The sequence below is a fragment of the Halomonas sp. 5021 genome (assembly GCF_036663435.1).
GTDB classification, from domain to species: domain Bacteria; phylum Pseudomonadota; class Gammaproteobacteria; order Pseudomonadales; family Halomonadaceae; genus Vreelandella; species Vreelandella janggokensis.
In genome coordinates, this window is record NZ_JAXOVU010000003.1 from 238997 (window position 1) to 260547 (window position 21551).

Annotated in this window: 23 protein-coding genes; 17 read left to right on the top strand and 6 right to left on the bottom strand. The window is 58.9% G+C overall.

The window, feature by feature from the left end; translation table 11 throughout:
- Nucleotides 1-49: 49 nt before the first annotated feature.
- Nucleotides 50-1405 (bottom strand): aldehyde dehydrogenase family protein, encoded by a 1356-nt coding sequence (locus R3F64_RS07945; protein WP_332610749.1) that lies wholly within the window; start codon nucleotides 1403-1405, stop codon nucleotides 50-52.
- Between the two features lie 137 nt (nucleotides 1406-1542).
- Here R3F64_RS07945 and R3F64_RS07950 point away from each other — a divergent pair, with 137 nt between their 5' ends.
- The 12 genes from R3F64_RS07950 to lpxL all read left to right on the top strand — a co-directional run bounded on the left by R3F64_RS07950 (nucleotide 1543) and on the right by lpxL (nucleotide 12056).
- Nucleotides 1543-2688: a GNAT family N-acetyltransferase gene (locus R3F64_RS07950; protein WP_332610751.1), complete on the top strand. Its 1146-nt coding sequence runs from the start codon at nucleotides 1543-1545 to the stop codon at nucleotides 2686-2688.
- Between the two features lie 89 nt (nucleotides 2689-2777).
- On the top strand, nucleotides 2778-3119 hold the full coding sequence (ftsB, locus tag R3F64_RS07955; protein ID WP_268901970.1) for a cell division protein FtsB: 342 nt from the start codon (nucleotides 2778-2780) through the stop codon (nucleotides 3117-3119).
- A complete protein-coding gene (gene ispD, locus R3F64_RS07960; RefSeq protein ID WP_309780599.1) occupies nucleotides 3112-3819 on the top strand; it encodes a 2-C-methyl-D-erythritol 4-phosphate cytidylyltransferase in 708 nt (235 codons plus the stop codon). Before ftsB ends, ispD begins: the two co-directional genes overlap by 8 nt.
- Nucleotides 3819-4307 carry a 2-C-methyl-D-erythritol 2,4-cyclodiphosphate synthase gene (ispF, locus tag R3F64_RS07965; RefSeq protein ID WP_332610755.1) on the top strand — a complete coding sequence of 163 codons (489 nt, stop codon included), beginning with the start codon at nucleotides 3819-3821 and terminating at the stop codon, nucleotides 4305-4307. The genes ispD and ispF overlap by 1 nt, the downstream gene beginning before the upstream one ends.
- Entirely contained in the window at nucleotides 4300-5334 is a 1035-nt protein-coding gene (gene truD, locus R3F64_RS07970) for a tRNA pseudouridine(13) synthase TruD (RefSeq protein WP_332610757.1), read from the top strand. Before ispF ends, truD begins: the two co-directional genes overlap by 8 nt.
- Before the next feature lie 44 nt (nucleotides 5335-5378).
- Complete coding sequence (gene surE / locus R3F64_RS07975; protein ID WP_085917211.1) at nucleotides 5379-6125, top strand: 5'/3'-nucleotidase SurE; 747 nt, start codon at nucleotides 5379-5381, stop codon at nucleotides 6123-6125.
- Nucleotides 6112-6789, top strand: a complete 678-nt coding sequence (locus R3F64_RS07980; RefSeq protein WP_199283901.1) for a protein-L-isoaspartate(D-aspartate) O-methyltransferase — start codon at nucleotides 6112-6114, stop codon at nucleotides 6787-6789. The genes surE and R3F64_RS07980 overlap by 14 nt, the downstream gene beginning before the upstream one ends.
- The gene (locus R3F64_RS07985; RefSeq protein ID WP_199283900.1) at nucleotides 6786-7757 is read left to right on the top strand and encodes a DUF368 domain-containing protein; all 972 of its coding nucleotides are present in this window, start codon (nucleotides 6786-6788) and stop codon (nucleotides 7755-7757) included. The genes R3F64_RS07980 and R3F64_RS07985 overlap by 4 nt, the downstream gene beginning before the upstream one ends.
- Nucleotides 7758-7764: 7 nt before the next feature.
- A complete protein-coding gene (locus R3F64_RS07990) occupies nucleotides 7765-8802 on the top strand; it encodes a peptidoglycan DD-metalloendopeptidase family protein (protein WP_332610761.1) in 1038 nt (345 codons plus the stop codon).
- Between the two features lie 147 nt (nucleotides 8803-8949).
- Nucleotides 8950-9918 (top strand): RNA polymerase sigma factor RpoS, encoded by a 969-nt coding sequence (gene rpoS / locus R3F64_RS07995; protein ID WP_085917215.1) that lies wholly within the window; start codon nucleotides 8950-8952, stop codon nucleotides 9916-9918.
- Between the two features lie 110 nt (nucleotides 9919-10028).
- Entirely contained in the window at nucleotides 10029-11129 is a 1101-nt protein-coding gene (alr, locus tag R3F64_RS08000; RefSeq protein WP_332610763.1) for an alanine racemase, read from the top strand.
- Between the two features lie 12 nt (nucleotides 11130-11141).
- Complete coding sequence (lpxL, locus tag R3F64_RS08005) at nucleotides 11142-12056, top strand: LpxL/LpxP family Kdo(2)-lipid IV(A) lauroyl/palmitoleoyl acyltransferase (protein ID WP_085917217.1); 915 nt, start codon at nucleotides 11142-11144, stop codon at nucleotides 12054-12056.
- Between the two features lie 10 nt (nucleotides 12057-12066).
- Here lpxL and speD read toward each other — a convergent pair whose 3' ends face one another.
- The 5 genes from speD to R3F64_RS08030 all read right to left on the bottom strand — a co-directional run bounded on the left by speD (nucleotide 12067) and on the right by R3F64_RS08030 (nucleotide 15672).
- The gene (gene speD / locus R3F64_RS08010; RefSeq protein ID WP_085917218.1) at nucleotides 12067-12861 is read right to left on the bottom strand and encodes an adenosylmethionine decarboxylase; all 795 of its coding nucleotides are present in this window, start codon (nucleotides 12859-12861) and stop codon (nucleotides 12067-12069) included.
- A gap of 222 nt (nucleotides 12862-13083) precedes the next feature.
- On the bottom strand, nucleotides 13084-13503 hold the full coding sequence (locus R3F64_RS08015; protein WP_066319734.1) for an OsmC family protein: 420 nt from the start codon (nucleotides 13501-13503) through the stop codon (nucleotides 13084-13086).
- Between the two features lie 95 nt (nucleotides 13504-13598).
- On the bottom strand, nucleotides 13599-13994 hold the full coding sequence (locus R3F64_RS08020) for a gamma-glutamylcyclotransferase family protein (protein ID WP_085917220.1): 396 nt from the start codon (nucleotides 13992-13994) through the stop codon (nucleotides 13599-13601).
- Entirely contained in the window at nucleotides 13991-14665 is a 675-nt protein-coding gene (gene murU / locus R3F64_RS08025; RefSeq protein ID WP_085917221.1) for an N-acetylmuramate alpha-1-phosphate uridylyltransferase MurU, read from the bottom strand. The genes R3F64_RS08020 and murU overlap by 4 nt, the downstream gene beginning before the upstream one ends.
- On the bottom strand, nucleotides 14662-15672 hold the full coding sequence (locus R3F64_RS08030; protein ID WP_268901974.1) for an aminoglycoside phosphotransferase family protein: 1011 nt from the start codon (nucleotides 15670-15672) through the stop codon (nucleotides 14662-14664). Before R3F64_RS08030 ends, murU begins: the two co-directional genes overlap by 4 nt.
- Nucleotides 15673-15742: 70 nt before the next feature.
- Between R3F64_RS08030 and R3F64_RS08035 the strand changes: the two genes are divergently transcribed.
- From R3F64_RS08035 to apaG, 5 genes are all read left to right on the top strand, one after another.
- Nucleotides 15743-18172, top strand: a complete 2430-nt coding sequence (locus R3F64_RS08035; protein ID WP_085917223.1) for an LPS-assembly protein LptD — start codon at nucleotides 15743-15745, stop codon at nucleotides 18170-18172.
- 38 nt (nucleotides 18173-18210) lie between these two features.
- Complete coding sequence (locus R3F64_RS08040) at nucleotides 18211-19227, top strand: peptidylprolyl isomerase (protein WP_332610771.1); 1017 nt, start codon at nucleotides 18211-18213, stop codon at nucleotides 19225-19227.
- Nucleotides 19227-20282: a 4-hydroxythreonine-4-phosphate dehydrogenase PdxA gene (gene pdxA / locus R3F64_RS08045; RefSeq protein ID WP_085917225.1), complete on the top strand. Its 1056-nt coding sequence runs from the start codon at nucleotides 19227-19229 to the stop codon at nucleotides 20280-20282. The genes R3F64_RS08040 and pdxA overlap by 1 nt, the downstream gene beginning before the upstream one ends.
- Nucleotides 20283-20353: 71 nt before the next feature.
- Nucleotides 20354-21169 carry a 16S rRNA (adenine(1518)-N(6)/adenine(1519)-N(6))-dimethyltransferase RsmA gene (gene rsmA / locus R3F64_RS08050; RefSeq protein ID WP_332610774.1) on the top strand — a complete coding sequence of 272 codons (816 nt, stop codon included), beginning with the start codon at nucleotides 20354-20356 and terminating at the stop codon, nucleotides 21167-21169.
- Nucleotides 21166-21543 (top strand): Co2+/Mg2+ efflux protein ApaG, encoded by a 378-nt coding sequence (gene apaG, locus R3F64_RS08055; RefSeq protein ID WP_085917227.1) that lies wholly within the window; start codon nucleotides 21166-21168, stop codon nucleotides 21541-21543. The genes rsmA and apaG overlap by 4 nt, the downstream gene beginning before the upstream one ends.
- Nucleotides 21544-21551: the final 8 nt, after the last annotated feature.

A 21551-nucleotide genomic window follows, 5' to 3' on the forward strand; every position in this document is an offset into this window, starting at 1 on the left:
GGTGTCAATAAAACCTTATATTAACATTATCGGCCGTTTGCTCCCCGGCTTAAATGAGACGAAGTAACTTTAGTAGCCAGCGACGGTAAGGTGGGTATAGCTGCGTGGCAGGAGAGCGGCTGGCCAGATAAAACATCCCGCGCAGGTGGCTGAAACGGTGAAAGCCGTGACGGCCGTGATAGGCCCCGTGGCCGCTGGCCCCGACGCCGCCAAACGGCAGCCCCGGCACGGCGTGATGCAACAGTGTGGTATTGAATACCAGGGCGCCAGACTGGCTGGCGTGTTGCCAATGGCGTTGTTGATCGCGTTGCTGGGTGAATACATAAATCGCCAGCGGATGTGGTCGCGCAGCGACAAAGTCAAGCGCCTTATTGCTGTCCTTGACGCTGATAACTGGCAGGCAGCGGCCGAAAATTTCCTCGCGCATCACGGCAAGCCTCTGGTGGGGATCTATCACCAGCGCGGGCGCGTGGGCGCCGTGGTCAATGATTCGGCATCCGTGGTTACGCGCCTCGGCGAGCATCGCTTCACTGCGTGCACGCTGAGCCTCGTTTATTGGCTGGGTGGCCTCCCGTGCCGAGGGGCGCTGTTTTAAAATCGCGCGGCTCAGAGCGTTGGTCAGAGCATCGATATGGCGGCTTTCAACCAGCACGTAATCGGGGGCAATGCAGGTTTGCCCGGCATTCATGCCCTTGCCGAAAATAATCGCGTCGGCAGCACGCGTAAAGTCGGCATCCCCTGCTACAAACGCCGGGCTTTTGCCGCCCAATTCCAGCGTCGTTGGGGTCAGGTTGTTGGCAGCGGCCAATGCAACTTTCCGGCCGACCTGGGGCGAGCCGGTAAACAGCAAATGGTCGAATGGCAGAGCGCTGAACGCCTGGCCGGTGGTGGCGTCGCCCTCAATCACGCACAGTGTTCGGGGGCTGAAATACTGCGTTACCAGTCGGCCAAGCAGGGCGCTGGTGTGTGGCGTGAGCTCGCTGGGCTTGAGCATGACGCGGTTTCCCGCCGCGAGTGCATCAACGACCGGCACCAACGCAAGGCTCCAGGGGTAGTTCCAGGGGGCGATAATACCTACAACGCCAAGAGGTTGGGGCGCAATACGCGCACGTGCAGGCAGTAGCCGCCAGGGGACGCTGACTCGCCAGGGGCGCATCCAGTGCCATAGATGACGACGCGCATGGCTCACAGCATCAAGTACCGGTTGAATGTCGGCAAGCTGAATCTCGACCTCGCTGCGCTGGCCGAAATCGGTCTGGATGGCCTCGATGATGGCGTGTCGGTGGCGCCTGGTCATCAGCGCCAGCCGGGCCAAAAGCTCACGTCGTTCCGCCCGGGAGGGGTAAGGCGACTGGCGGCAGGCGAGACGCTGAGTCTCCAGGCAGGCGTTGAGGTGGCAGGTCATGGCGTCTCCTTGATGGATCCTGATGTCAGGCGCGAGGCAATTCGTTGCGTTAAATCACGAGCTTGTACCGTAAGGGTAATGAACCCGCATAGTGTAGAGTAGCTTAATTGAAACCAACCCTAGGTCTGGGAGAGGCTATGCCAGTGTCGCTATCGGTTGCGGTGTTATCTGCCATGGAGGCTGTGTCGGCCAGTCAGTGGGATGCTCTGGTAGATGCCGATCAGCCGTTTTTACGTCACGCCTTCCTGCATGCGCTGGAGGCGAGCGGTTCGGTAGGCCCAGCGACCGGCTGGCAGCCCTGCCATTTAACCGTTTGGAAAGGCGCGCAACTGGTGGGCGCAATGCCGCTTTACGAGAAGCACCATTCCTACGGCGAATATGTGTTTGATTGGGGGTGGGCTGATGCTTTTGAGCGCGCCGGGGGGCATTATTATCCTAAAGCGCTGAGTGCCGTACCGTTTACTCCGGTACCCGGCGCGCGTGCCTTGGTAGCCCAAGACGCTGATACAGACGTCGTCTACGCGGCCCTGGCCCAGGGCTGGCGGGAGCAGTGCCAGCGCCATGACCTTTCAAGCTGGCATTTGCTGTTTGCGGGCACGTCAGAAGTGGAAGTGTGGCAGGCCCAGTGCCCCGAGCTCATCAGCCGCGAGGGCGTGCAGTTTCAGTGGCGTGATCGAGACTTCGGCGACTTCGACGGGTTTCTCGCTGCGTTGACGTCCAAGCGGCGTAAAATGATCAAGCGTGAACGCCGTCTGGTGGCCGATCAGGGGCTGGAGGTGGTGCGCTTGGTCGGCGAACAGATCACGCCTGCTGACCTGACGCATTTTTACCGGTGTTACGCCATTACTTACCAGGAGCGCGGGCGGCCGCCTTATCTGGCCCAGGATTTTTTTACCCGTATTTACAATGCCATGCCCGAGTCGCTGCTCTTGGTACAGGCACGCCTTGAAGGTAGACCTGTTGCGGCAGCGCTTTACTTTAGAGGCGCTCAGACGCTTTATGGGCGCTACTGGGGCAGTGAGGTGGTGGCCGACTGCCTGCATTTTGAAGCTTGCTATTACCAGGGCATCGAGTTCTGTCTCGAGCAGGGCCTGACGCTGTTTGATCCGGGTACTCAGGGCGAGCACAAGCTACTGCGCGGCTTTGCACCGCAGCGTGTGCGCTCATTGCATTACCTGGCCCATCCCGGCCTCGCGAACGCTGTCGCGACCTTTTGCCGTGAAGAAGGGCAACAAGTGGCTGCCTACCGTGATGCGGCCTTTGCCGCGCTACCGTATAAATGAAAGCAACTCGCTGATCGGGCGGCTTGATGGCATAATGGCGCGCCAATTTAGGCAAAATGTATTTGAGCGGCATTTATAGGAGAGCGGTCATGCGCAGATGGCTATTAATCGCGCTGCTGCTGGTGTTGGGCATGCTGCAATACCAACTTTGGCTTGGCGATGGCGGCTGGCGCGACTTGCAGCAACTCGAGCAGCGCGTTGCCGATCAGGAGGCAGAAAATGTGCCCCTGCGCGAGCGCAATGCCAGAATGGCGGCGGAAGTGACCGATCTCAAGGACGGCCTGGACGCGATTGAAGAGCGAGCGCGCAGCGATATGGGCATGGTGCGTACCGACGAGCAGTTTTTCTGGGTGCCAGGCGTTGCCATCGAGGAGGAGTTGGTCGGCATCAACGCCCGCTCGGTGGTCAGGCCGGAGTTGCCCGATGAGTGATCCTTTGTGGTTGGTGGTGCCCGCTGCCGGTCAAGGACGCCGAATGGAGGCGGACAGGCCCAAACAGTACCTGACATTGCTGGGCCGCCCGCTGCTTGCCCATACCCTGGAACGCTTGCACAGCGCTTTCCCAAATGCGCGTCTGGTACTCTGCCTTGACGACGACGACCACTGGTTCGCCGAAAAGTGGGTGCCGTTTGCCGATTGGCAGCGTGTCACTGGTGGCGAAGAGCGCATGGACAGTGTGTTCAACGCGCTCACGGCCATCGACGCCGGGGATAACGATCTGGTGCTTGTCCATGATGTCGCCCGCCCCTGCGTGACCCGTGAAGATCTGCTGGCGCTTTACCAGGCCGTGCAGCACCATGCCGCGGGTGCGCTCCTGGCGATGCCGGTGGCTGACACCATGAAACGTGCCAGTCCTGCCGGTGCCAGCCTGCATAGTGAACCCCGTGACGCACTCTGGCATGCGCTGACGCCCCAGGGTTTCCGTTACGGCCAGCTTTACCGAGCGATAAACGATGCACGAAACCGGCATACGCTGGTGACCGATGAAGCCTCCGCCGTGGAAGCGCTGGGCGATGCTCCCCAACTGGTGTCCGGGCGACGGGATAACCTTAAAGTGACACACCCCGATGATCTGGCACTGGCGGCCGCGATTCTTACGTCACAGCGTGATACCACCGAGAGGAGCCACTAATGCGCATTGGTCATGGATTTGATGTCCACCGGTTTGGTCCCGGCGATCATCTGATGTTGGGCGGGGTAAAGGTAGCGTTTGATAAAGGGTTTATTGCTCACTCCGACGGCGATGTACTGCTGCATGCGGTGAGCGATGCCCTGCTGGGGGCCTGTGCGCTGGGCGACATTGGTCATCATTTCCCGGACACCGACCCGGCATGGAAAGGGGCGGACAGCCGCGATCTCTTGCGCCAGGTTATCGCGTTGGTGCGTACTGAAGGGTATAACGTCGTCAATATCGATGCCACGGTGATGGCCCAGGCGCCAAAACTGGCCCCCTTCGTGGGCGCCATGCGCGAGGTGATCGCGGCCGATCTGGGTGTGAGCCAGGGCCAGGTGAATGTTAAAGCCACCACTACCGAGCGGTTGGGCTTTACCGGGCGCGGTGAAGGCATCGCTGCCGAAGCGGTGGTGCTGCTCGGCCTGAATGAGAGGCCCCATGCCTGAATTACCCCGCTGGAAGCGCAGCCTGGAAGCGGCACTCGGTCCGCCAAAACCTGGCAGGTTTCGTCTGGCGCCGGATGACTTTTTGGTCGACGAGGTGCTGGATTTTGCCCCGGAGGGGCACGGCGAACATCTTTGGCTGAACATTGAAAAGCGCAACCTGACGACCCTGGAGGTCGTTAAAACACTCAGTCAGCGCTGTGACGTTGCACCCCGTGACGTTGGCTATTCGGGGATGAAGGACCGTGTCGCGGTGACTCGCCAATGGTTGAGCGTGCATTTACCCGGCAAGGAAGCCCCTGAGGGGTTGATGCAGGCCCTCGCCGATGGCGGCATCAGCGTTTTGCAGCATGCCCGACACCCGCGCAAGCTGAAGCGTGGCGTGCATCGTTATAACCGATTTCAACTGCGGTTGAGCGGGGAAGCGATAGAGACAGATGACGTTAGCCAGCGTTGGCAGTTGCTATGCGAGCAGGGCGTGCCCAACTACTTTGGGTCGCAACGCTTCGGGCCAGCGGGGCGCAATCTACAGCGCGCAGAAGCATTGTTGGCGCGCGGATGGCGCAAGCGTGACGATCGTCACGGTATTTTGCTGTCCACCGCCCGCAGCTTTCTGTTCAACGAGTTGCTTAGCGAAAGAATTGAGAAAAACCAGTGGCAGCAACCAGTTAACGGCGATACGCTAATGCTTGACGGTACCCAGAGCGTGTTCAATGTTGACCAGGTAGACACCACGCTTTGCGCGCGTGCCGATGCATTGGATGTGCATCCGACAGGTCCCTTGTGGGGCGTCGGCAATATCAGTCAGCAGGCAGCGGGTGACTACGAGGCTGCGCTGTTGGATCGTCATCCGTCGCTGTGCGAGGGCCTGCTGCGCAGCGGAGTCAGGCGCGGCCAGCGGGCATTACGCGTTCGTTTGAGCGAGCCACAGCTAAACCGCGAAGCCCAGAGCGTGGTACTCTCATTCGCTCTGCCTCGCGGCAGTTTCGCCACCGCGGTGGTTAGCGAATTGATCGCGTCACCGGACTGAAGGGGCGCGTGCCGGGACTCGGGCAACCAATTAAGGAGTTTTCCATGCGGCGTTTGCTGCTATCCAACGACGATGGAGTTCATGCGCCGGGGCTCAAGGCGCTTTACGATGCATTGACCAAGCACGCCAATCTGCGTGTCGTTGCCCCGGACCGTGACCGCAGCGGGGCGAGCAACTCGCTGACGCTCTCGCGACCGCTGGCGATGACCGCACTGGACAGCGGGTTCTACAGTGTCGACGGCACGCCGGCGGACTGTGTCTACCTGGGGGTCAACGGCGTGTGGGATGAAAAACCCGACCTGGTGATTTCCGGCATTAACCATGGCGCCAACCTGGGGGACGACGTGCTGTATTCGGGTACGGTTGCCGCTGCCATGGAAGGACGTAATCTGGGCATGTCGGCGATTGCCATGTCGCTCTGCGGCCATCGCCACTTTGCTACGGCCGGCCACCTGGCGGCGAGCCTGGTGGGGGCCGTGGACCAGCTGTCGCTGCCGCCGCGCACACTGCTGAACGTTAACGTGCCCGATGTGCCCTGGGGGGACGTCAAGGGGGTTAAAGTGACGCGACTTGGCTATCGCGGCCCCGCGGAGCAGCCGCTGGCCGTTAAAGACCCGCGTGGGCGCACCCGTTACTGGATTGCCCCGGTGGCTGCCAATGCCGACGATGGTGACGACACTGATTTTGCCGCCGTCGAGGCGGGCTTTGTATCGATTACCCCCTTGCAAACGGATTTAACGCGCCATCAGGCGCTCAACGACGTTCGAGACTGGCTGGATGCATTCGCCTAAACTGTCACCGGAAGAGCTGCGCGGTACCGGAATGACCTCGCAGCGTACCCGTGACCGCATGGTCCAACGCCTGATTCGCCAAGGAATTGGTGACGCACGGGTGCTTGAAGTCATGGCCAGCGAGCCGCGCCATCTTTTTGTGGATGAAGCGCTGGCCCACCGCGCCTACGAAGATACCTCGTTACCCATCGGGTTTGGCCAGACGTTGTCTCAACCGCTTATCGTTGCGCGCATGACCGAGCTGGTGCTGCGTGCTGAACCCAAGCGCGTTCTGGAACTGGGCACTGGTTCTGGCTATCAAACACTTATTCTGGCCCGATTGGTCGATAAGCTGTTTTCCCTTGAGCGTATCGAGGCTCTGCACCGGCGCGCCGCCTTCCGGCTTAGCCGCCTGGGTGCCCGGGCGTCGCTGGCCGTTGCTGACGGCGGTGAAGGCTGGCCCGCCGCCGCGCCATTTGACGTCATTCTGTTGACCGCTTGCGCCCAAACGCTACCAGAACCACTGCTTGAGCAGTTAAGCCCTGATGGCGTCTTGATTGCCCCTCTAGAGGCATCAGACGGCAGCCAGTGGCTTACCCAGATCAAACGCGTCGGTAATGCGTTTGAAAAACGCCGCCTGGAACCGGTTCGTTTTGTTCCATTATTGCAAGGAGTGGTCGATTGAAGCGTCAACCCGTACGATTGTTATTAACCGGAGCCGGGATGGGCGCTGCTGATGCAGTGCCGGGGGTTTCGGGTGGGACCATTGCGTTTATCAGCGGCATTTATGAAGAATTGATCTTAACCATCAAACAGTTCGGCCCAAGCGCCATTGGTGCATGGCGTCGTGGCGGGCTGGGAGGGCTGAGTCAGCACCTTAACCTGGCGTTCCTGGTGCCGCTGCTCGTCGGTATTGTCATCAGCGTTTTCAGTGTGGCGCACCTGGCGCTGTGGTTGATGGAAGCACATCCACTGTTGCTGGATGGTTTTTTCTTTGGTTTGGTGGCTGCTTCGGCCTTTGTTGTGAGTGATTCAGGAACGCGTTTCAAGTTGCGCTACCTGTTCCCGCTAGGGGTTGGCCTGCTGCTGGCTCAATGGCTACCCGGATTGATGCCCCTGGTGTCAACATTGGGTAATGAGTCACTGATATTGATAGTGGCGGGGAGTATTGCCATCAGTGCCATGTTGTTGCCCGGCGTATCAGGAAGTTTTTTACTGCTCACCATGGGGCTTTACGGTACGGTGATGGAAGCTGTGCGCGGCTTTGATTGGGTGACCATCCTGCTGTTTGGGGGCGGCTGCCTCATTGGTCTGGCGCTTTTCTCACGGGTGCTCTCCTGGTTGCTGCGCCGCCATCGTGGCTCAACGCTTCAATTATTGTTAGGTTTCATTATGGGTTCACTGCCCGTGCTCTGGCCGTGGCGAGAACTGGTGCGATACCAACTAGGTAGTGATGGTGAAATGATTCCGTTGGATTATCGATATTTAATGCCCGGCGATTATGCACAGCTAACGGGCGAATCCGCGCAACTCATTGGTGTAATAGCGTTGATGACGTTTGGCGCACTGGTCGTTGTACTGTTGCATCGGCGTGCCCTTGGTCGCACGCCGCCAACGTCTCCCCAAACCGCCTCCGCTGCTGAAAAGGAGTAGGCTTTGCATGCGTAAGATAGTAATGATGTCCGCACTGGCGTTAGCCGTTGCCGGCTGTGCCAACCAGCAGAGCGGCGGCCCGCAGGTGCGTGATATAAGCGATGCCCGCGACGCGGTCGAGCGCTCCCCCGAGTATCGGGTCAAGGAAGGCGATACCCTTTACGGCATCGCCTGGCAGCATAATCTCGATTATCGCGAAGTGGCTGAACTCAATAACATCGAGCCCCCTTACCGTATCCAGCCTGGGCAGATCATTGCCCTGCGTGAGGGCACGTCTTCAACGTCGGCGAACGCCTCAGCGGGAGCGAATGAAAGCGCCAGTGGTGCGGTGGCAAGAGGTCTTTCGCCCGAGGCGTCTACCCCCGCTTCGAGTGATGATCAGCAAATGGACTGGTTGCTGCCCGATGAGTCAGCCATTGAGCGCAATCAGCGGTTGACGGCTGAGCGTGATGCTGATGACGCCGAGGAAAATGTCACTACGGCTGAGGCATCTGAGACTCAGGCGGCTTCTGATTCAGCCCCCGATCAACCTCGGGCTGAGCAAACTCAGCCCGAGCAGGCTGAAGCGCAAACAGCGCCGGAACCTGAAGCCGAAACGGCCCCAGAGCAGGCGACGGCCGCTCCTGAGGATTCGACACCTGACCGCGACGGCCGCACTTATACACCAGCCGAAACCATTGATTGGCAGTGGCCGAGCGATGGCAATGTGGTGGGCGAGTTTGGCCAGGGCGATAGCATCACCGCCGGTATTGATATCGCTGGTGAAAAGGGGCAACCTGTAAGAGCCGCCGGTTCTGGCATTGTGGTATATGCAGGCAGCGGTGTGCGCGGTTACGGTAATCTCATCCTGCTCAAACACAACGATGAATTTCTCAGCGCTTATGCGCATAACGACAGCCTTAATGTCAGCGAGAACGACGTTGTGGAAGCCGGTGAGGTCATTGCCACTATGGGCGATAGTGACGCGGAAGACGTGAGACTGCATTTCGAGGTACGCCGCGAAGGGCAACCACAAGATCCCCTGGAGTTTCTACCGTCACGCTAACCGGTATCAGCCATTTGCAACGTGCGTTGCCACGACTCATTCGACAGGTAACGGCGTGAACGCTTTGTATAACAATAACGATGGGAAGCCCAAGCGACCCATTTGGTTTTTTAAGGGCGGATAGGCGATATAACGGGGGTAAGACGCATGAGTATGCTGGAAAAAGATCTACAGGAAGTAGACCTGAACGCTGTGGAAGAAGCACTTGACGACGGTGAGGATGTCGTTGCCGCCGAGGAGGCCTTCGAAAAAGCGTTAGGGCGCGAGGACCGTCAGCATCAAAGTCTTGATGCCACACAAATTTACCTCAATGAAATTGGCTTTTCGCCACTGCTGACGCCTGAAGAGGAAGTCTATTACGGGCGACTGGCCCGCAAGGGCGATCCGCTGGGGCGTTCGCGGATGATTGAGTCGAACCTTCGCTTGGTGGTGAAGATTGCCCGTCGCTATCTTAATCGTGGTTTGACCCTGCTGGACCTGATTGAGGAAGGTAATCTGGGGCTGATTCGAGCCGTCGAAAAATTCGACCCCGAACGTGGCTTCCGCTTTTCGACCTACGCTACCTGGTGGATCCGGCAAACCATCGAACGGGCGCTGATGAACCAGACACGTACCATTCGCTTGCCGATCCATGTGGTCAAGGAGCTTAACATCTACTTGCGGGCAGCCCGTGAGTTGACGCAAAAGCTCGACCACGAAGCCACGGCGGAAGAAATCGCCGAGCATCTCGACAAGCCGGTAGGCACGGTGAAAAAGATGCTGGGGCTTAACGAAAGGGTCTCGTCGGTTGATTACCCCATGGGCGGCGAAAGCGACAAACCCCTCATCGACACGCTCTCTGATGAGGAAGACCATGGCCCCGAGGCTTCCCTGGTAGATGGTGATGTCAAGGAGCATGTTGACCACTGGCTCGACGAGCTCAATGAGAAACAGCGCGAGGTGGTGGTGCGGCGTTTTGGTTTGCGCGGCCATGAAGCGGCCACTCTCGAGGAAGTGGGTGCCGAGATCGGCTTGACCCGAGAAAGGGTACGTCAGATTCAGGTAGAGGCGCTCAAGAAATTACGTCGGTCGCTGGAGAAACAGGGGCTGTCGCTGTCGTCGATTTTTGAAAGTTAACGGCCTTCCTTCAACTCCCGTTAATTTTCCCAACACCGGGCCATGTGCCCGGTGACTTTATTTAGTCATAATGATGAACCCTGATTAGAAGCAACAAGCGAGAAAGCCCAATGCGCCCGCTGGTGGCCCATATTGATCTAGACGCGTTGCGTCATAACTATCAGCTGGCGTGTCAGTGCGCGCCACATAGCCGATCGGTCGCCGTCATCAAGGCAAACGCCTATGGCCACGGCGCGCTTGAGTGCGCGCGTGCCCTGGCCGCGGATGCTTCCGCGTTCGCCGTGGCGTGCCTGGAAGAAGCAGTGACACTGCGGGAAGGCGGGATCACCACACCCATTATCCTGCTGGAAGGTATCTTCAGCGCCGACGAGTTGGCGTGGGTGGATGAACACCGGCTATGGATGGCGGTGCACAGTGCATGGCAGGTTGAGGCGCTGCTGGCCTTTTCGCCGCGTGAGCCGATTCCTGTCTGGGTCAAGGTAGACTCCGGCATGCACCGGCTGGGGTTTGCCCCGGAGGACGTCAGCAATGTCTGGGCGCAGCTGAGCGAGGCGCCGCAGGCATCGTCGCTGCACTTGATGAGCCACTTTGCCACGGCGGATGCCGCTGACAGTCGCTATTTTCAACAGCAGATGACGCGGTTGCAAGCGCTTGCCACGACACTCGATGCGCCGCTGTGTCTGGCGAATTCCCCCGCGACCCTTGCCTGGCCGGTGTCCCACGGGGCCTGGAATCGCCCCGGTATTATGCTGTATGGCAGCAATCCGTTGGAAACCGCTACGCCTGCCACGGACTCGTTGCGTCCGGTAATGACGCTGCGCTCTGAAATCATTGCCCTGCGTGACGTTGAGGCGGGTGAGCCGGTGGGCTACGGCGGGCGCTGGCGGGCACCGCGACGCTCCCGCATCGCGGTAGTCGCCGGAGGCTATGGCGATGGCTATGACCGCCACGCCCAGGATGGCACACCGGTGCTGGTCAATGGACAGCATTGTCCGCTGGTCGGCAAGGTCTCGATGGATATGTTCACGGTGGATGTCAGCGGGGTGGCGGATGCCGTCATTGGTAGTGAAGTGGTACTGTGGGGGCGCGCAAGCAATGGCGCAGTGCTGTCGATCGATGACGTCGCCCGTCACTGCGATACCATCAGCTATACCCTGCTGACTGGGGTGTTGCCCCGTGTACCGCGCCGTTATCATGGCGCTTTTGGTTAAATGGCGAGGCGCATGTCACGATCAACCTATCCCCGTTCTTTCGCGCACCCGCGCTTTTGGTTCACCTGGATGGCCATTGCTGGCATGCACATTGCGGCATGGCTACCCTGGCGGCTGAACATTGCCCTCGGTTCGGGTATCGGGCGCTTGGCCTGGCGGTTTGCCAAGCGCCGTCGTCATATTACCGATGTCAACATAGCGCTATGTTTTCCCGAAAAAAGCCCTGACGAACAGCGTAGACTGGTAAAGCAAACCTTTATCGCCAATGGCATCGGGCTGATGGAAACCGCCGTTGCGTGGTGCCGCAGCCCCGAGGATTTTCGACATCGAGTCGCGTGCATCGGCGAAGAAAATCTTGCCAGGGCCCAGGCGCAGGGTAAGGGCGTTCTGATTATTGGCGTGCATTTTTCGCCGCTGGATTTGGGGGGCGCGCTGCATTCGCTGTTTTTTCATTCGGACGCGGTCTACCGCCCGCATAATAACCCGCTTTTCGACCGCTTCATGACCCGCGCTCGCCTGAGGGTGTTCGATCAGATGATTCATCGTCATGACCTGCGCAGCGTCATACGGCGGCTGAAAGCCGGGCATTCGGTATGGTATTCACCCGACCAGGACTTTGGTCGTGATGCCAGCGTATTTGCCCCGTTTTTTGGTCAGCAGGCTGCGACGGTGCGGTTAACCGCCAAAATTGCGCGGATGACCGGGGCGCAAGTCGTGCCGTTGATTTTCTACCGCAACCCCGATGACCGTACCTACACCTACGAGTGGCTACCCGCGCTCGAGGGATATCCCAGCAACGATGAAGTGGTCGATGCCACGCGGGTCAATGCGTTTATCGAGCAGGCGATTCGGCAGCACCCCGAGCAGTATCTGTGGTTGCATCGGCGCTTCAAGACCCGGCCTGAGGGTGAGCCGGGACTTTACTAGCAGAGCGCCCTCAGTCGAGGTTGCGCGAGTAGAAGATCTCGAGCATTTCCTTGCGCAGACGGTCTTCTATATCGCGCGCTTCTTCAAAGGTGATATCCCGGCTCGAGGTGCCGAACAGGTAGTTATCCAGTTCGAAGTCTTTGAGCAGCATCTTGGTGTGGAACATGTTTTCCTGATACACGTTCACGTCGATCATTTGATAGGCGTGCTTGGTGTCTTCGGCCAGGTAATCCTGGATCGAGGTGATGTCGTGGTCGATAAACAGCTTTTTGCCATCTACGTCACGGGTAAAGCCGCGAACACGGTAATCCATCGTCACGATATCGGAGTCAAAGCTGTGGATCAGATAGTTCAGCGCCTTGAGGGGACTGATATGGCCACAGGTCGAGACATCGATATCCAGGCGGAAAGTGCTGATGCCGTTATCCGGATGGGACTCAGGGTAGCTGTGCACCGTGACATGGCTTTTATCCAGGTGAGCGACCACGGTTTCGGGGAGCGGCCCCGGCCCGGGTTCTGTTTGCTCGGGATCCGTCTCATCCAGCTCATGTTCAGCAATCAGAATCGTCACGCTGGCGCCGTGGGGCTCATAATCCTGGCGTGAAATGTTCAGCACATGGGCGCCAATGATGTTGGTCACGTCTTTAAGAATCTGTGTCAGCCGTTCGGCATTGTAGAGCTCATCGATGTAATCGATATAAGCCGCACGCTGCTCTTCTGTCTTGGCGTAACAGATGTCGTAAATGTTGAAGCTTAGCGAGCTGGTCAGGTTGTTAAACCCGTGGAGTCGGAGATTGTCTGACACGTCCGAGCCTCCCTTTGGCAGATGAAAACACCCCGACGAGCCAACGCCGGAACCGGTCATGCGTTAGCGACGCATGATGATGAGCACTCAATTCAACACCTGATAATCCCAGGCGCTCAACAAGCGGGCGTATTATGCCCGCCCCAGGCGCGGGATGCATCCAGCAGGGCAAGTTTTTTGGCCTGCTTACCGAAGCTTGAACGCTTTTCAATGCAAAGGCGCTCAGGCGTCGACGATCTCGTAGGAATGGGTGATCTCGACGCCGCCGTTGGTCAGCATGATCGATGCACTGCAGTATTTCTCTGCAGACAGCTCGACGGCACGCTGGACCTGTTTTTCTTTCAGCGCGCGGCCGGTGACCACGAAGTGCACATGAATGCGCGTGAACACCGAAGGCACGCTATCGGCCCGCTCAGCGTCAAGCTCCGCCACGCAGTCGGTGACGTCGGCGCGGGCCTTGTCGAGAATATTCAGAATATCAAACGCCGTGCAACTGCCCATGCCCATTAGCAGCATTTCCATGGGCCTCGGGCCGGTATTGCGGCCGCCATGGTCGGGCGGGCCGTCAATCACCACGCTGTGGCCGCTGCCCGATTCAGCGACGAACTGGCGGCCATCTGTCCATTTTACGCGTGCTTTCACGTTGCTCTCCTTATTCAGGCGGCTGGCTAACAAAAAGTAAGTCGCGCAGCATAACATCTCTTACCTGGTTCGCACTGCACTGTCTTATTGTGGCCTCATTGTGACGGCCAGCCACCTTCGGCAATCATTATGCAACCATCCACGCTAGGGTTATAAATATATACCCAGGCCTTGCCGAAACGGGTCGTGAGCAGCTGGCGCTGATACTCGCCCTGTTCAGGCGCCCCGTGGCGGTGATCTTCCAGCTCGTCGAGCCGGGCGAGCTGGCTGGCCGTCACGCGATAAATCTCAAGGCTAATGCCGCGCGATGTCTGCCATTTTGCGCCGGGGTAGGGTCCTATATCGTAGAGGGTCAGCGCCGTGCAGGTATCCCCACCCAGCCGAGTCGCTGTCGACAGCCAGTGAGCGTTATTCAAGCCTTTCTTAAGCGTACCGTATACCGCTACCAGGGATGTAGTGGTCACTGCGGCTTCCAGGTATCTGGCGGTCATTGCGCACCTCGTCGGTCTTGCAGATGAGTGTCCAGTGCGGTTAATCGCTCGGGAGTCCCCACATCCACCCAATGCTGAGAGGTGTGTTCACCGCTGACGCGCTGGCTGTCGATGGCGTTTTTCAGCAGCGGCGCCAGAGCAAAGGCGCCTGCCGGGTGATTCGCCACCAGCGCCGGGCGGATCAGGCTGATACCCGCGAAGGTGAGGAACGGGGGAGGGCCTTCATGCACCCGACCGTCACGCAAGGCAAAATCCCCGTCGGGGTGATGCCCGGGGTTATCCACCAGCACCAGGTGCGCCAGGTCCTCCTTGGCTAGCGCCTTCGCATCGGGCAGGTGATCGCACCAGACATCGCCATTGATGAGTAAAAACGGGTTCTCGCCGAGTAGAGGCAATGCCTGACGAATACCGCCGCCGGTCTCAAGCGGCGTGGCTTCTCGGCTCCACTGAATCTGGACCCCATGGGCGTGGCCGTCGCCCAACGCCTCGATAATCTGCTCCCCGCGGTAGCTGACGTTGATCACGACCTGGTCAATGCCGACGCGTTTGAGCCGTTCAAGGTGGTGCACAATGAGCGGCTTACCGGCGACGGTCAGTAAGGGTTTGGGGCAGTGGTCGGTGAGTGGACGCATGCGCTTGCCGAGACCGGCGGCCAGAATCATTGCCTTCATTGGCCTACCTCGCTTAAACGTGCAGTGATGGCGGGGCGTAAGGTGTTGGACGCCCATTGGGCGAACTCGGCATGGGCAGGCAGCCCGGCCAGGCTGTCGTCCAGGTGGTCCAGGAAGTGTGGCAGGCGCGCTAGATAACCTGCTTTTTGGTCGCGCAGGGTAAGACGGCAGAAAATGCCAAGCACTTTAAGGGTGCGCTGGGCGGCCATTGCCTGGCTCTGGGCGAGAAAAGTGTCAGCATCAAGGTGCTGTGACAGGCGACCATCCTGTTGAGCCTGTGAGTGAAAGTTGCGAATGAACGTCGTAAATTGCTGTTTGCTGAAACGCTGGTAGCGTCCCCGCAGCAGCGAGATGGCATCGTAGCTGATCGGACCGGCGACGGCGTCCTGGAAGTCGATCATGTAGAGGCGTTGATCCAACACCATCAAATTCATGGCGTCGAAGTCGCGGTGCACGCAGACCACGGGCTGGGCCAGGGACTGTTCAATTAGCTCGGCCCGCAACGCCGTCCAGTTCTCGGGCGTCGGGATGCCCAGCCATGCATTGAGACACCACTCGGGAAACAGGTCGAGTTCCCGGCCCAATAGCGCGGCGTCATAAACGGGCAACGCCTCGGGGGAAACACGATTTTGCAAATCGGCAATCAGCGATAGGGCCTGATTATGATAGCCTCTAATACGCGCATCATCAGTAAACAGCTCTTGTAAGGGTGTGCTACCCAGATCGTCCAGCAGTAAGAAACCCTGCTCCAGGTCGGCCGCGTGTATCCGAGGGACAGGTAATCCTGCGCTGCGCCAGCGTCGGGCGATGGTCACGAACGGTTGACTATCTTCCTGCCGGGGCGGGGCATCCATGACCACCCGGGTCGTACCGTCGGGTAGCATGAGCCGGAAATAGCGCCGAAAACTGGCGTCACCCCCGGCCGGGGCAAGGGAAATAGTGTCTATGGAAAGACCGTGTTGTTGCGCGGCCCATGAAATAAGGGCGTTAATCCGCGATGAAGACATGCAAGCTCCTGGCTGGTCGGGCATGATGCGGACTGTATAATACCGATTCTCGATGCCAAGGATAACGAACATGGGCAAGCGATTTTCGCGCGCGGTGCCAGTGGCGCAAACATTGATGGGCAGTTTGTTGGCAAGCGCCTCTTTTTCCGTTGTCGCGCAGAGCGAGCCGCTCTCGGCGGAGGCGCTGGACTGGCAGCCATGGGGACGAGAAGAAGCCGCAACCCAACTATGCCGTGGGCGTTACGTGATGCCCGGCTACCGCCTGGCGGAACAGGACAACCCCGAAACCCTGGCGGCCGAAGCCACCGAAGCGGATTACGACATCGACGGTCAGACAATTCTGCGTGGTGACGTGGTATTGCGGCGTGCCGACCAGGAGGTGGAAGCGGAGCGTGTCAGCATGCCCGCTGACCGTGAACGGGTGAACGCCGAGGGCAATATTGCGCTGCGAGATGGCACCTCCCTGGTGCGTGGCAATACCGCTGAGATAATGCTTAACGAAGATCGCACTCAGTTGGACGATAGCCAGTTCGTGCTGTACGACCAGCACTTGCGCGGTCAGGCCGTTCAGTTGGAACAGCTGGAGGAAGACCAGTACCGCCTGGTGGATGCCCGCTTTACGACATGCGATCCCGGTGAAAATACCTGGCACCTCGTCAGCAGTGATATCCGTCTGGACCAAGCCAAAGGGTTTGGTACCGCGCGTAATGCACGTCTGGAAATCAAGGACGTGCCTGTTATGTACGTTCCATGGGTGCGCTTTCCGATCGACGACCGTCGCCATACCGGACTGCTGACCCCCGCGATTAGCGTATCTGGCGACGGTATCGACTATACCCAGCCGTTTTACTGGAACATCGCGCCCAACCGTGATGCGACGATCACGCCACGCTGGATGAGTGATCATGGCCTGCTGCTGAACGGTGAGTTTCGCTACTTGCTTGACGATGTTCGGGGAACGGTGGAAGCGGGTTACTTGAACAGCGATAACGGTGGTTCGGGCGGTGCCGAAAACCGCTTTGCGGGCGAGGATCGCTGGTACTTCGAGACGCAAAATGCTGGGCGTATCAACCCGCGTAGCCGCTACCGTTTAAATTATGGCGCTGCCAGCGACGGGCGTTACTTCGACGATTTTGGTGGCGAATTTGGCAGTAGTGACCGCATCAGCATGGAGCGCTTGGCGCAGGTCGATTACCGTGGCGATCGCTGGCAGTTGGATGCTCGGGCGCAGGGCTTCCAGCGCCTGGATGACCCGCTTAACGAACGCAACAAGCCTTTTTATCGCCTGCCAAGCTTAACCGCCAACGCCCGTTGGCAACTGGGTAACGGCTTTTATAGCCAGTGGCGCTCCAATGCGACCTATTTCTGGCGTGATGTGAACGAACAGCGCGTCATTGAACGCGAAGCGGCAACGGGTAGTCGCTTGCATCTAACCCCCGCCGTGGGTTGGCGGTTCGAGCGCCCGTGGGGGTATATCGAACCCCGCACAGAGCTTTGGCATACCGATTATCAGTTGGACTATGGTGACCGTGTGACCGAAAACAGCGAATCGCCGAGCCGTAGCATTGCGGTGACATCCGTGGACAGCGGCCTGGTGTTTGAGCGAGAACTGGCACTGGGGGGGCGCGACTACCGGCAAACCCTGGAGCCCCGTTTAAACTACGCCTTTGTGCCGCGTACCGACCAGAGCGAGCTACCTAGTTTTGACAGTCGCGAGCGGCCCTTTTCCTGGAATCAGCTATGGTCGGCCCAGCGGTTTTCGGGAGCCGACCGGGTGGGAGATCTGAACAGGCTGTCGTTGGGTGTTGAATCACGGCTGCTTGAAGACGAAACCGGCCGCGAACAGCTATCCGTTGGTGTGGGGCAAAGTGTTTACTTCGATGAGCGAAGAATAGATATCGAGGGAGACGCCGATGAGCTGCCACCCATAGGTACGGAAAGCCGCTATAAAGCCACCCGTGATCGCTCGCCGCTGGTGACGCAGGTTGACTGGCAGATTAACGACCGCTGGAGCACCGGCTACGAGTGGCTCTATGACGACAAGCGTGAGCGTACAGAAAGCTCTACCGTCGATGTACGCTATCGTCATCCTCAGGGCCACGTAGTGAACCTCGGCTACCGCTGGGAAATCGAAGATTTTAACCCGGGCGTGGAACCCAGCGACGATAACTTCCGCAACTATGATCGCGAAGAATGGAACCTGTCCTTTGCCTGGAAGGCCAGTCCACAGATTGATCTGATCGGCCGTTACCTTCACGATCAAACCAATGATCGTGTGCTCGAGCAACTGGCGGGCGTTCAGTGGAACGACTGTTGCTATGGCCTGCAGCTGGTGTGGCGTGAATGGGTCGATGATAGCGATACTGCGCGTATCGATGATGACTTTAACGATCGTGGTATTTTCCTTCGTTTCGTGTTCCGCGGCTTAGGCGGCGTGGGCCAGAATGCCGATGGGTTCTTTGAACAAACCATTCCGGGGTATCGACCGACGCCTTTATAAATTAGCCTTCAAAATGGCGACTGATAGAGACTGACGTTATGAAATTGAGAAAGACCTTATTCGCCCGCGCCACCCTGCTTTCGCTGGGAGGTGCGCTGGCTCTTTGCATGGCGGCCGCTGTTTCACTGAGTGCTCAGGCCCAGACGTCGGCACCCACTGAGCGTCAACCGTTGGACAGCGTGGTCGCTGTGGTCAACGACGGCGTTATCATGCGCAGCGAACTGGATAACCGACTGGCGCAGGTCGAGAGGCAGGCGCAGTCCCGGGGGGAATCACTTCCCTCTCGCCAACAGCTGGAATCACAGGTGCTTGAACGCATGGTGGTTGAGGAAATTCAGTTGCAGATGGCCCGCGATGCCAACATCACCATCGATGATACCGAGCTGAACCGGCAAGTTCGCGCCATCGCCGAATCCAACAACATGAGCCTTGACGAGTTTGCCGATGCGGTGGAAGCCGATGGCATGACGCTGGCCAGTGTCCGTGAGGACGTGCGTAGAGAGATGTTGATACGTCGAGTTCAGCAGAGGCAAGTCGGTAGCCGGGTCAATGTCAGCGATAGCGAGGTTGACCGCTATTTGAGCCAGCAGATGGGACAGGTAGGCGAAGAAGCCGTTATTCAGGAGACCCGGGCTCGTCATGTGCTCATCGAGCTAACCCCCACCCGCGGTGAGAATCAGGCGCGGGCACAAGCCGAGGAAGTGCGCGAGCGGCTTACGCAGGGCGAAGATTTCGCCACGGTGGCCCGTGAAATGAGCGATGACGATGGCAGTGCGCTTAATGGGGGTAACCTTGGCTGGTTGCGCCCTGGGCAGACAGTACCCGCGTTTGAAGAAGCCATGAGCGGGCTGTCGATTAACCAGATCTCTGAGCCTGTCCGCTCGCAGTTCGGCTATCACGTTATTGAGGTGCTGGATCGCCGCCAGCAAGATGTGACCCAGGAAGCCCAGCGTGAAGAAGTCCGCCAAGCCATCTTCCAGCGCCGCGCCAATCAGGAGTTGGAAACCTGGCAGCAGCAAATCCGTTCGCAAGCCTTCGTTGATATTCGTCTTTGATGAAAGCTCGTTGCCCAGCGCCATTGGCGATCACCACCGGTGAACCTGCCGGTATCGGGCCTGAACTGACGCTGATGTTGGCAGCCCAGGGGGCCTTGCCCGCCGGTAGTGTCGCGATAGGTGACCCGCAGATGCTACGGCAACGCGCCTCGGCCTTGTCGCTTGAGGTCGATATCTTTGAGGTGTCGCCGTCGCAAACGCTGCCAGCGCAGCGGTCGACAACGCTGCCGGTCTGGCCGGTTGAACTTGCCGAATCTGCGGTGCCCGGCGAGCTCAACACCGCGAATAGTCGCTACGTGCTTGAGACATTGGCGCTTGCCGTGACGGCTTGTCAGGCTGGGCAAGCGGCGGCGATGGTCACCGCGCCGTTGCATAAAGGCGTGATTATCGATGCAGGTTTCTCGGGGTTTACCGGACACACCGAGTGGCTACGCGACGCCTGCGGCGTTGACGAGGTGGTCATGATGTTAGCCACCGATCGAGCCCTGCACGCTCAAGCGCCTGGTTGGCAGGGCAGCGGTGACATGCGCGTGGCGCTCGCTACCACGCACTTACCGCTGCGTGAGGTGGCGGATGCCATTACCTTTGAGCGTATTGTGCGTATCAGTCGTTTGCTGGAAGCCGATCTGCGCCAGCAGTTTGGCTTGGCCGCGCCGCGAATAGCGGTATGTGGCTTGAACCCCCATGCCGGTGAAGGTGGTCACCTGGGGCGCGAGGAATTGGATATTATCATTCCGGCCCTTGATGCGCTGTGTCAGGAAGGCATGGCGATTACCGGCCCTTTCCCCGCCGATACGCTGTTTACGCCGCGCCATCTGGCTGGTGTCGATGCTGTCCTGGCCATGTATCATGATCAGGGGTTGGCGGTGCTTAAATATGCAGGCTTTGGGCAGGCCGCCAATATCACACTGGGCTTGCCCCTGGTGCGTACCTCTGTTGATCATGGCACGGCGTTAACGCTGGCAGGCAAGGGCATTGCCGATCCCGGTAGCCTGCAAGTGGCGCTATCGTTGGCGCGCCGCCTCGCCGACCAGCGCGCCGTCTCGTCGGGCTAGTACCGCGCGACGCAACAATCTAGTTATCCAGGCTTTTTGGCTAACGACCGACCCCCAAGGAATCGTGTTAGATGTCTCACGCGCCCCAGCAGCACCGCGCCCGCAAACGTTTTGGTCAGAACTTTCTCCGTGACCTGGGGATCATTTCGCGCATCGTGCGTGCCATTGGCCCGCGCGAAGGTGATCGACTGATTGAAATTGGCCCTGGTCAGGGCGCGCTCACCGAGCCGCTGATAGAGGCCGCCGGTGCGCTGGAGGTTATCGAGCTCGACCGTGACCTGATTCCAGGCCTGCGCGTACAGTTTTTCAACTATCCAGATTTTGTCATCCATGAAGGCGACGCGCTGAAATTCGATTTTGCCGCCCTCAAAGGCGATGGCCCCGGGCTACGTGTGGTGGGCAACCTGCCCTACAACATCTCGACGCCGTTGATTGTGCATTTGCTGACCATGGGCAGTGCCATTGCCGATATGCATTTCATGCTGCAAAAAGAGGTGGTGGAGCGGCTGGCGGCTGAGCCTGGCGGCCCTGACTGGGGGCGCTTATCGGTCATGGCTCAGTATTACTGTCAGGTCGAGCAGCTTTTTATTGTCCCGCCTGAGGCCTTTGTGCCACGTCCAAGTGTCGACTCAGCTATAGTCCGCCTCACCCCCCACGCGACGCTGCCCCATACGGCTGATGACCCCGAGTTGCTGTTTGAGCTGGTCAAGCTTGCCTTCGGCCAGCGGCGCAAAACCCTGCGCAATAACCTGAAAGGGCGAGTGAGTGCCGATGTTTTGGAGGCGCTCGGTATTGACCCGGTGCGCCGCCCGCAAACGCTGACGGTGGCTGAATTCGTGACGATTGCCAACCGTGTGGCAGCGAATGAAGGGGGTGTCACGCAATGAGCGGCTTGGCGATCGATGTCACGGTGACCCCCGAATACCGCGCTGAAGAGTCGAGCCAGGCAGAATCACGCTTCGTATTCAGTTATACCGTCAGCGTGCACAACGGCAGTCCACACAGTGTTCAACTGATGGCACGCTACTGGAAAATCACGCATGGCAGTGGCGAACACCAGGAAGTGCGCGGCAAGGGCGTGGTGGGGCAGCAACCGCTGATCGGCCCGGGCCAGCAGTTTCGTTATACAAGCCGTGCCATGTTGCAGACGCCCGTAGGGGTCATGGAAGGCGTCTACACCTTGCTGGATACCTCAACCCAGCGGGTCTTTGAAGTGTCGATTCCTACCTTTCGACTTGCGGTACCTTATCAACTGCACTAATGACTCAT

Bases quoted from the DNA above. Each gene is read 5' to 3' on its own strand.
- R3F64_RS07945 (WP_332610749.1), bottom strand. From the start codon at position 1,405: ATGACCTGCCACCTCAACGCCTGCCTGGAGACTCAGCGTCTCGCCTGC.
- R3F64_RS07950 (WP_332610751.1), top strand. From the start codon at position 1,543: ATGCCAGTGTCGCTATCGGTTGCGGTGTTATCTGCCATGGAGGCTGTG.
- ftsB (WP_268901970.1), top strand. From the start codon at position 2,778: ATGCGCAGATGGCTATTAATCGCGCTGCTGCTGGTGTTGGGCATGCTG.
- ispD (WP_309780599.1), top strand. From the start codon at position 3,112: ATGAGTGATCCTTTGTGGTTGGTGGTGCCCGCTGCCGGTCAAGGACGC.
- ispF (WP_332610755.1), top strand. From the start codon at position 3,819: ATGCGCATTGGTCATGGATTTGATGTCCACCGGTTTGGTCCCGGCGAT.
- truD (WP_332610757.1), top strand. From the start codon at position 4,300: ATGCCTGAATTACCCCGCTGGAAGCGCAGCCTGGAAGCGGCACTCGGT.
- surE (WP_085917211.1), top strand. From the start codon at position 5,379: ATGCGGCGTTTGCTGCTATCCAACGACGATGGAGTTCATGCGCCGGGG.
- R3F64_RS07980 (WP_199283901.1), top strand. From the start codon at position 6,112: ATGCATTCGCCTAAACTGTCACCGGAAGAGCTGCGCGGTACCGGAATG.
- R3F64_RS07990 (WP_332610761.1), top strand. From the start codon at position 7,765: ATGCGTAAGATAGTAATGATGTCCGCACTGGCGTTAGCCGTTGCCGGC.
- rpoS (WP_085917215.1), top strand. From the start codon at position 8,950: ATGAGTATGCTGGAAAAAGATCTACAGGAAGTAGACCTGAACGCTGTG.
- alr (WP_332610763.1), top strand. From the start codon at position 10,029: ATGCGCCCGCTGGTGGCCCATATTGATCTAGACGCGTTGCGTCATAAC.
- lpxL (WP_085917217.1), top strand. From the start codon at position 11,142: ATGTCACGATCAACCTATCCCCGTTCTTTCGCGCACCCGCGCTTTTGG.
- R3F64_RS08020 (WP_085917220.1), bottom strand. From the start codon at position 13,994: ATGACCGCCAGATACCTGGAAGCCGCAGTGACCACTACATCCCTGGTA.
- murU (WP_085917221.1), bottom strand. From the start codon at position 14,665: ATGAAGGCAATGATTCTGGCCGCCGGTCTCGGCAAGCGCATGCGTCCA.
- R3F64_RS08030 (WP_268901974.1), bottom strand. From the start codon at position 15,672: ATGTCTTCATCGCGGATTAACGCCCTTATTTCATGGGCCGCGCAACAA.
- R3F64_RS08035 (WP_085917223.1), top strand. From the start codon at position 15,743: ATGGGCAAGCGATTTTCGCGCGCGGTGCCAGTGGCGCAAACATTGATG.
- R3F64_RS08040 (WP_332610771.1), top strand. From the start codon at position 18,211: ATGAAATTGAGAAAGACCTTATTCGCCCGCGCCACCCTGCTTTCGCTG.
- pdxA (WP_085917225.1), top strand. From the start codon at position 19,227: ATGAAAGCTCGTTGCCCAGCGCCATTGGCGATCACCACCGGTGAACCT.
- rsmA (WP_332610774.1), top strand. From the start codon at position 20,354: ATGTCTCACGCGCCCCAGCAGCACCGCGCCCGCAAACGTTTTGGTCAG.
- apaG (WP_085917227.1), top strand. From the start codon at position 21,166: ATGAGCGGCTTGGCGATCGATGTCACGGTGACCCCCGAATACCGCGCT.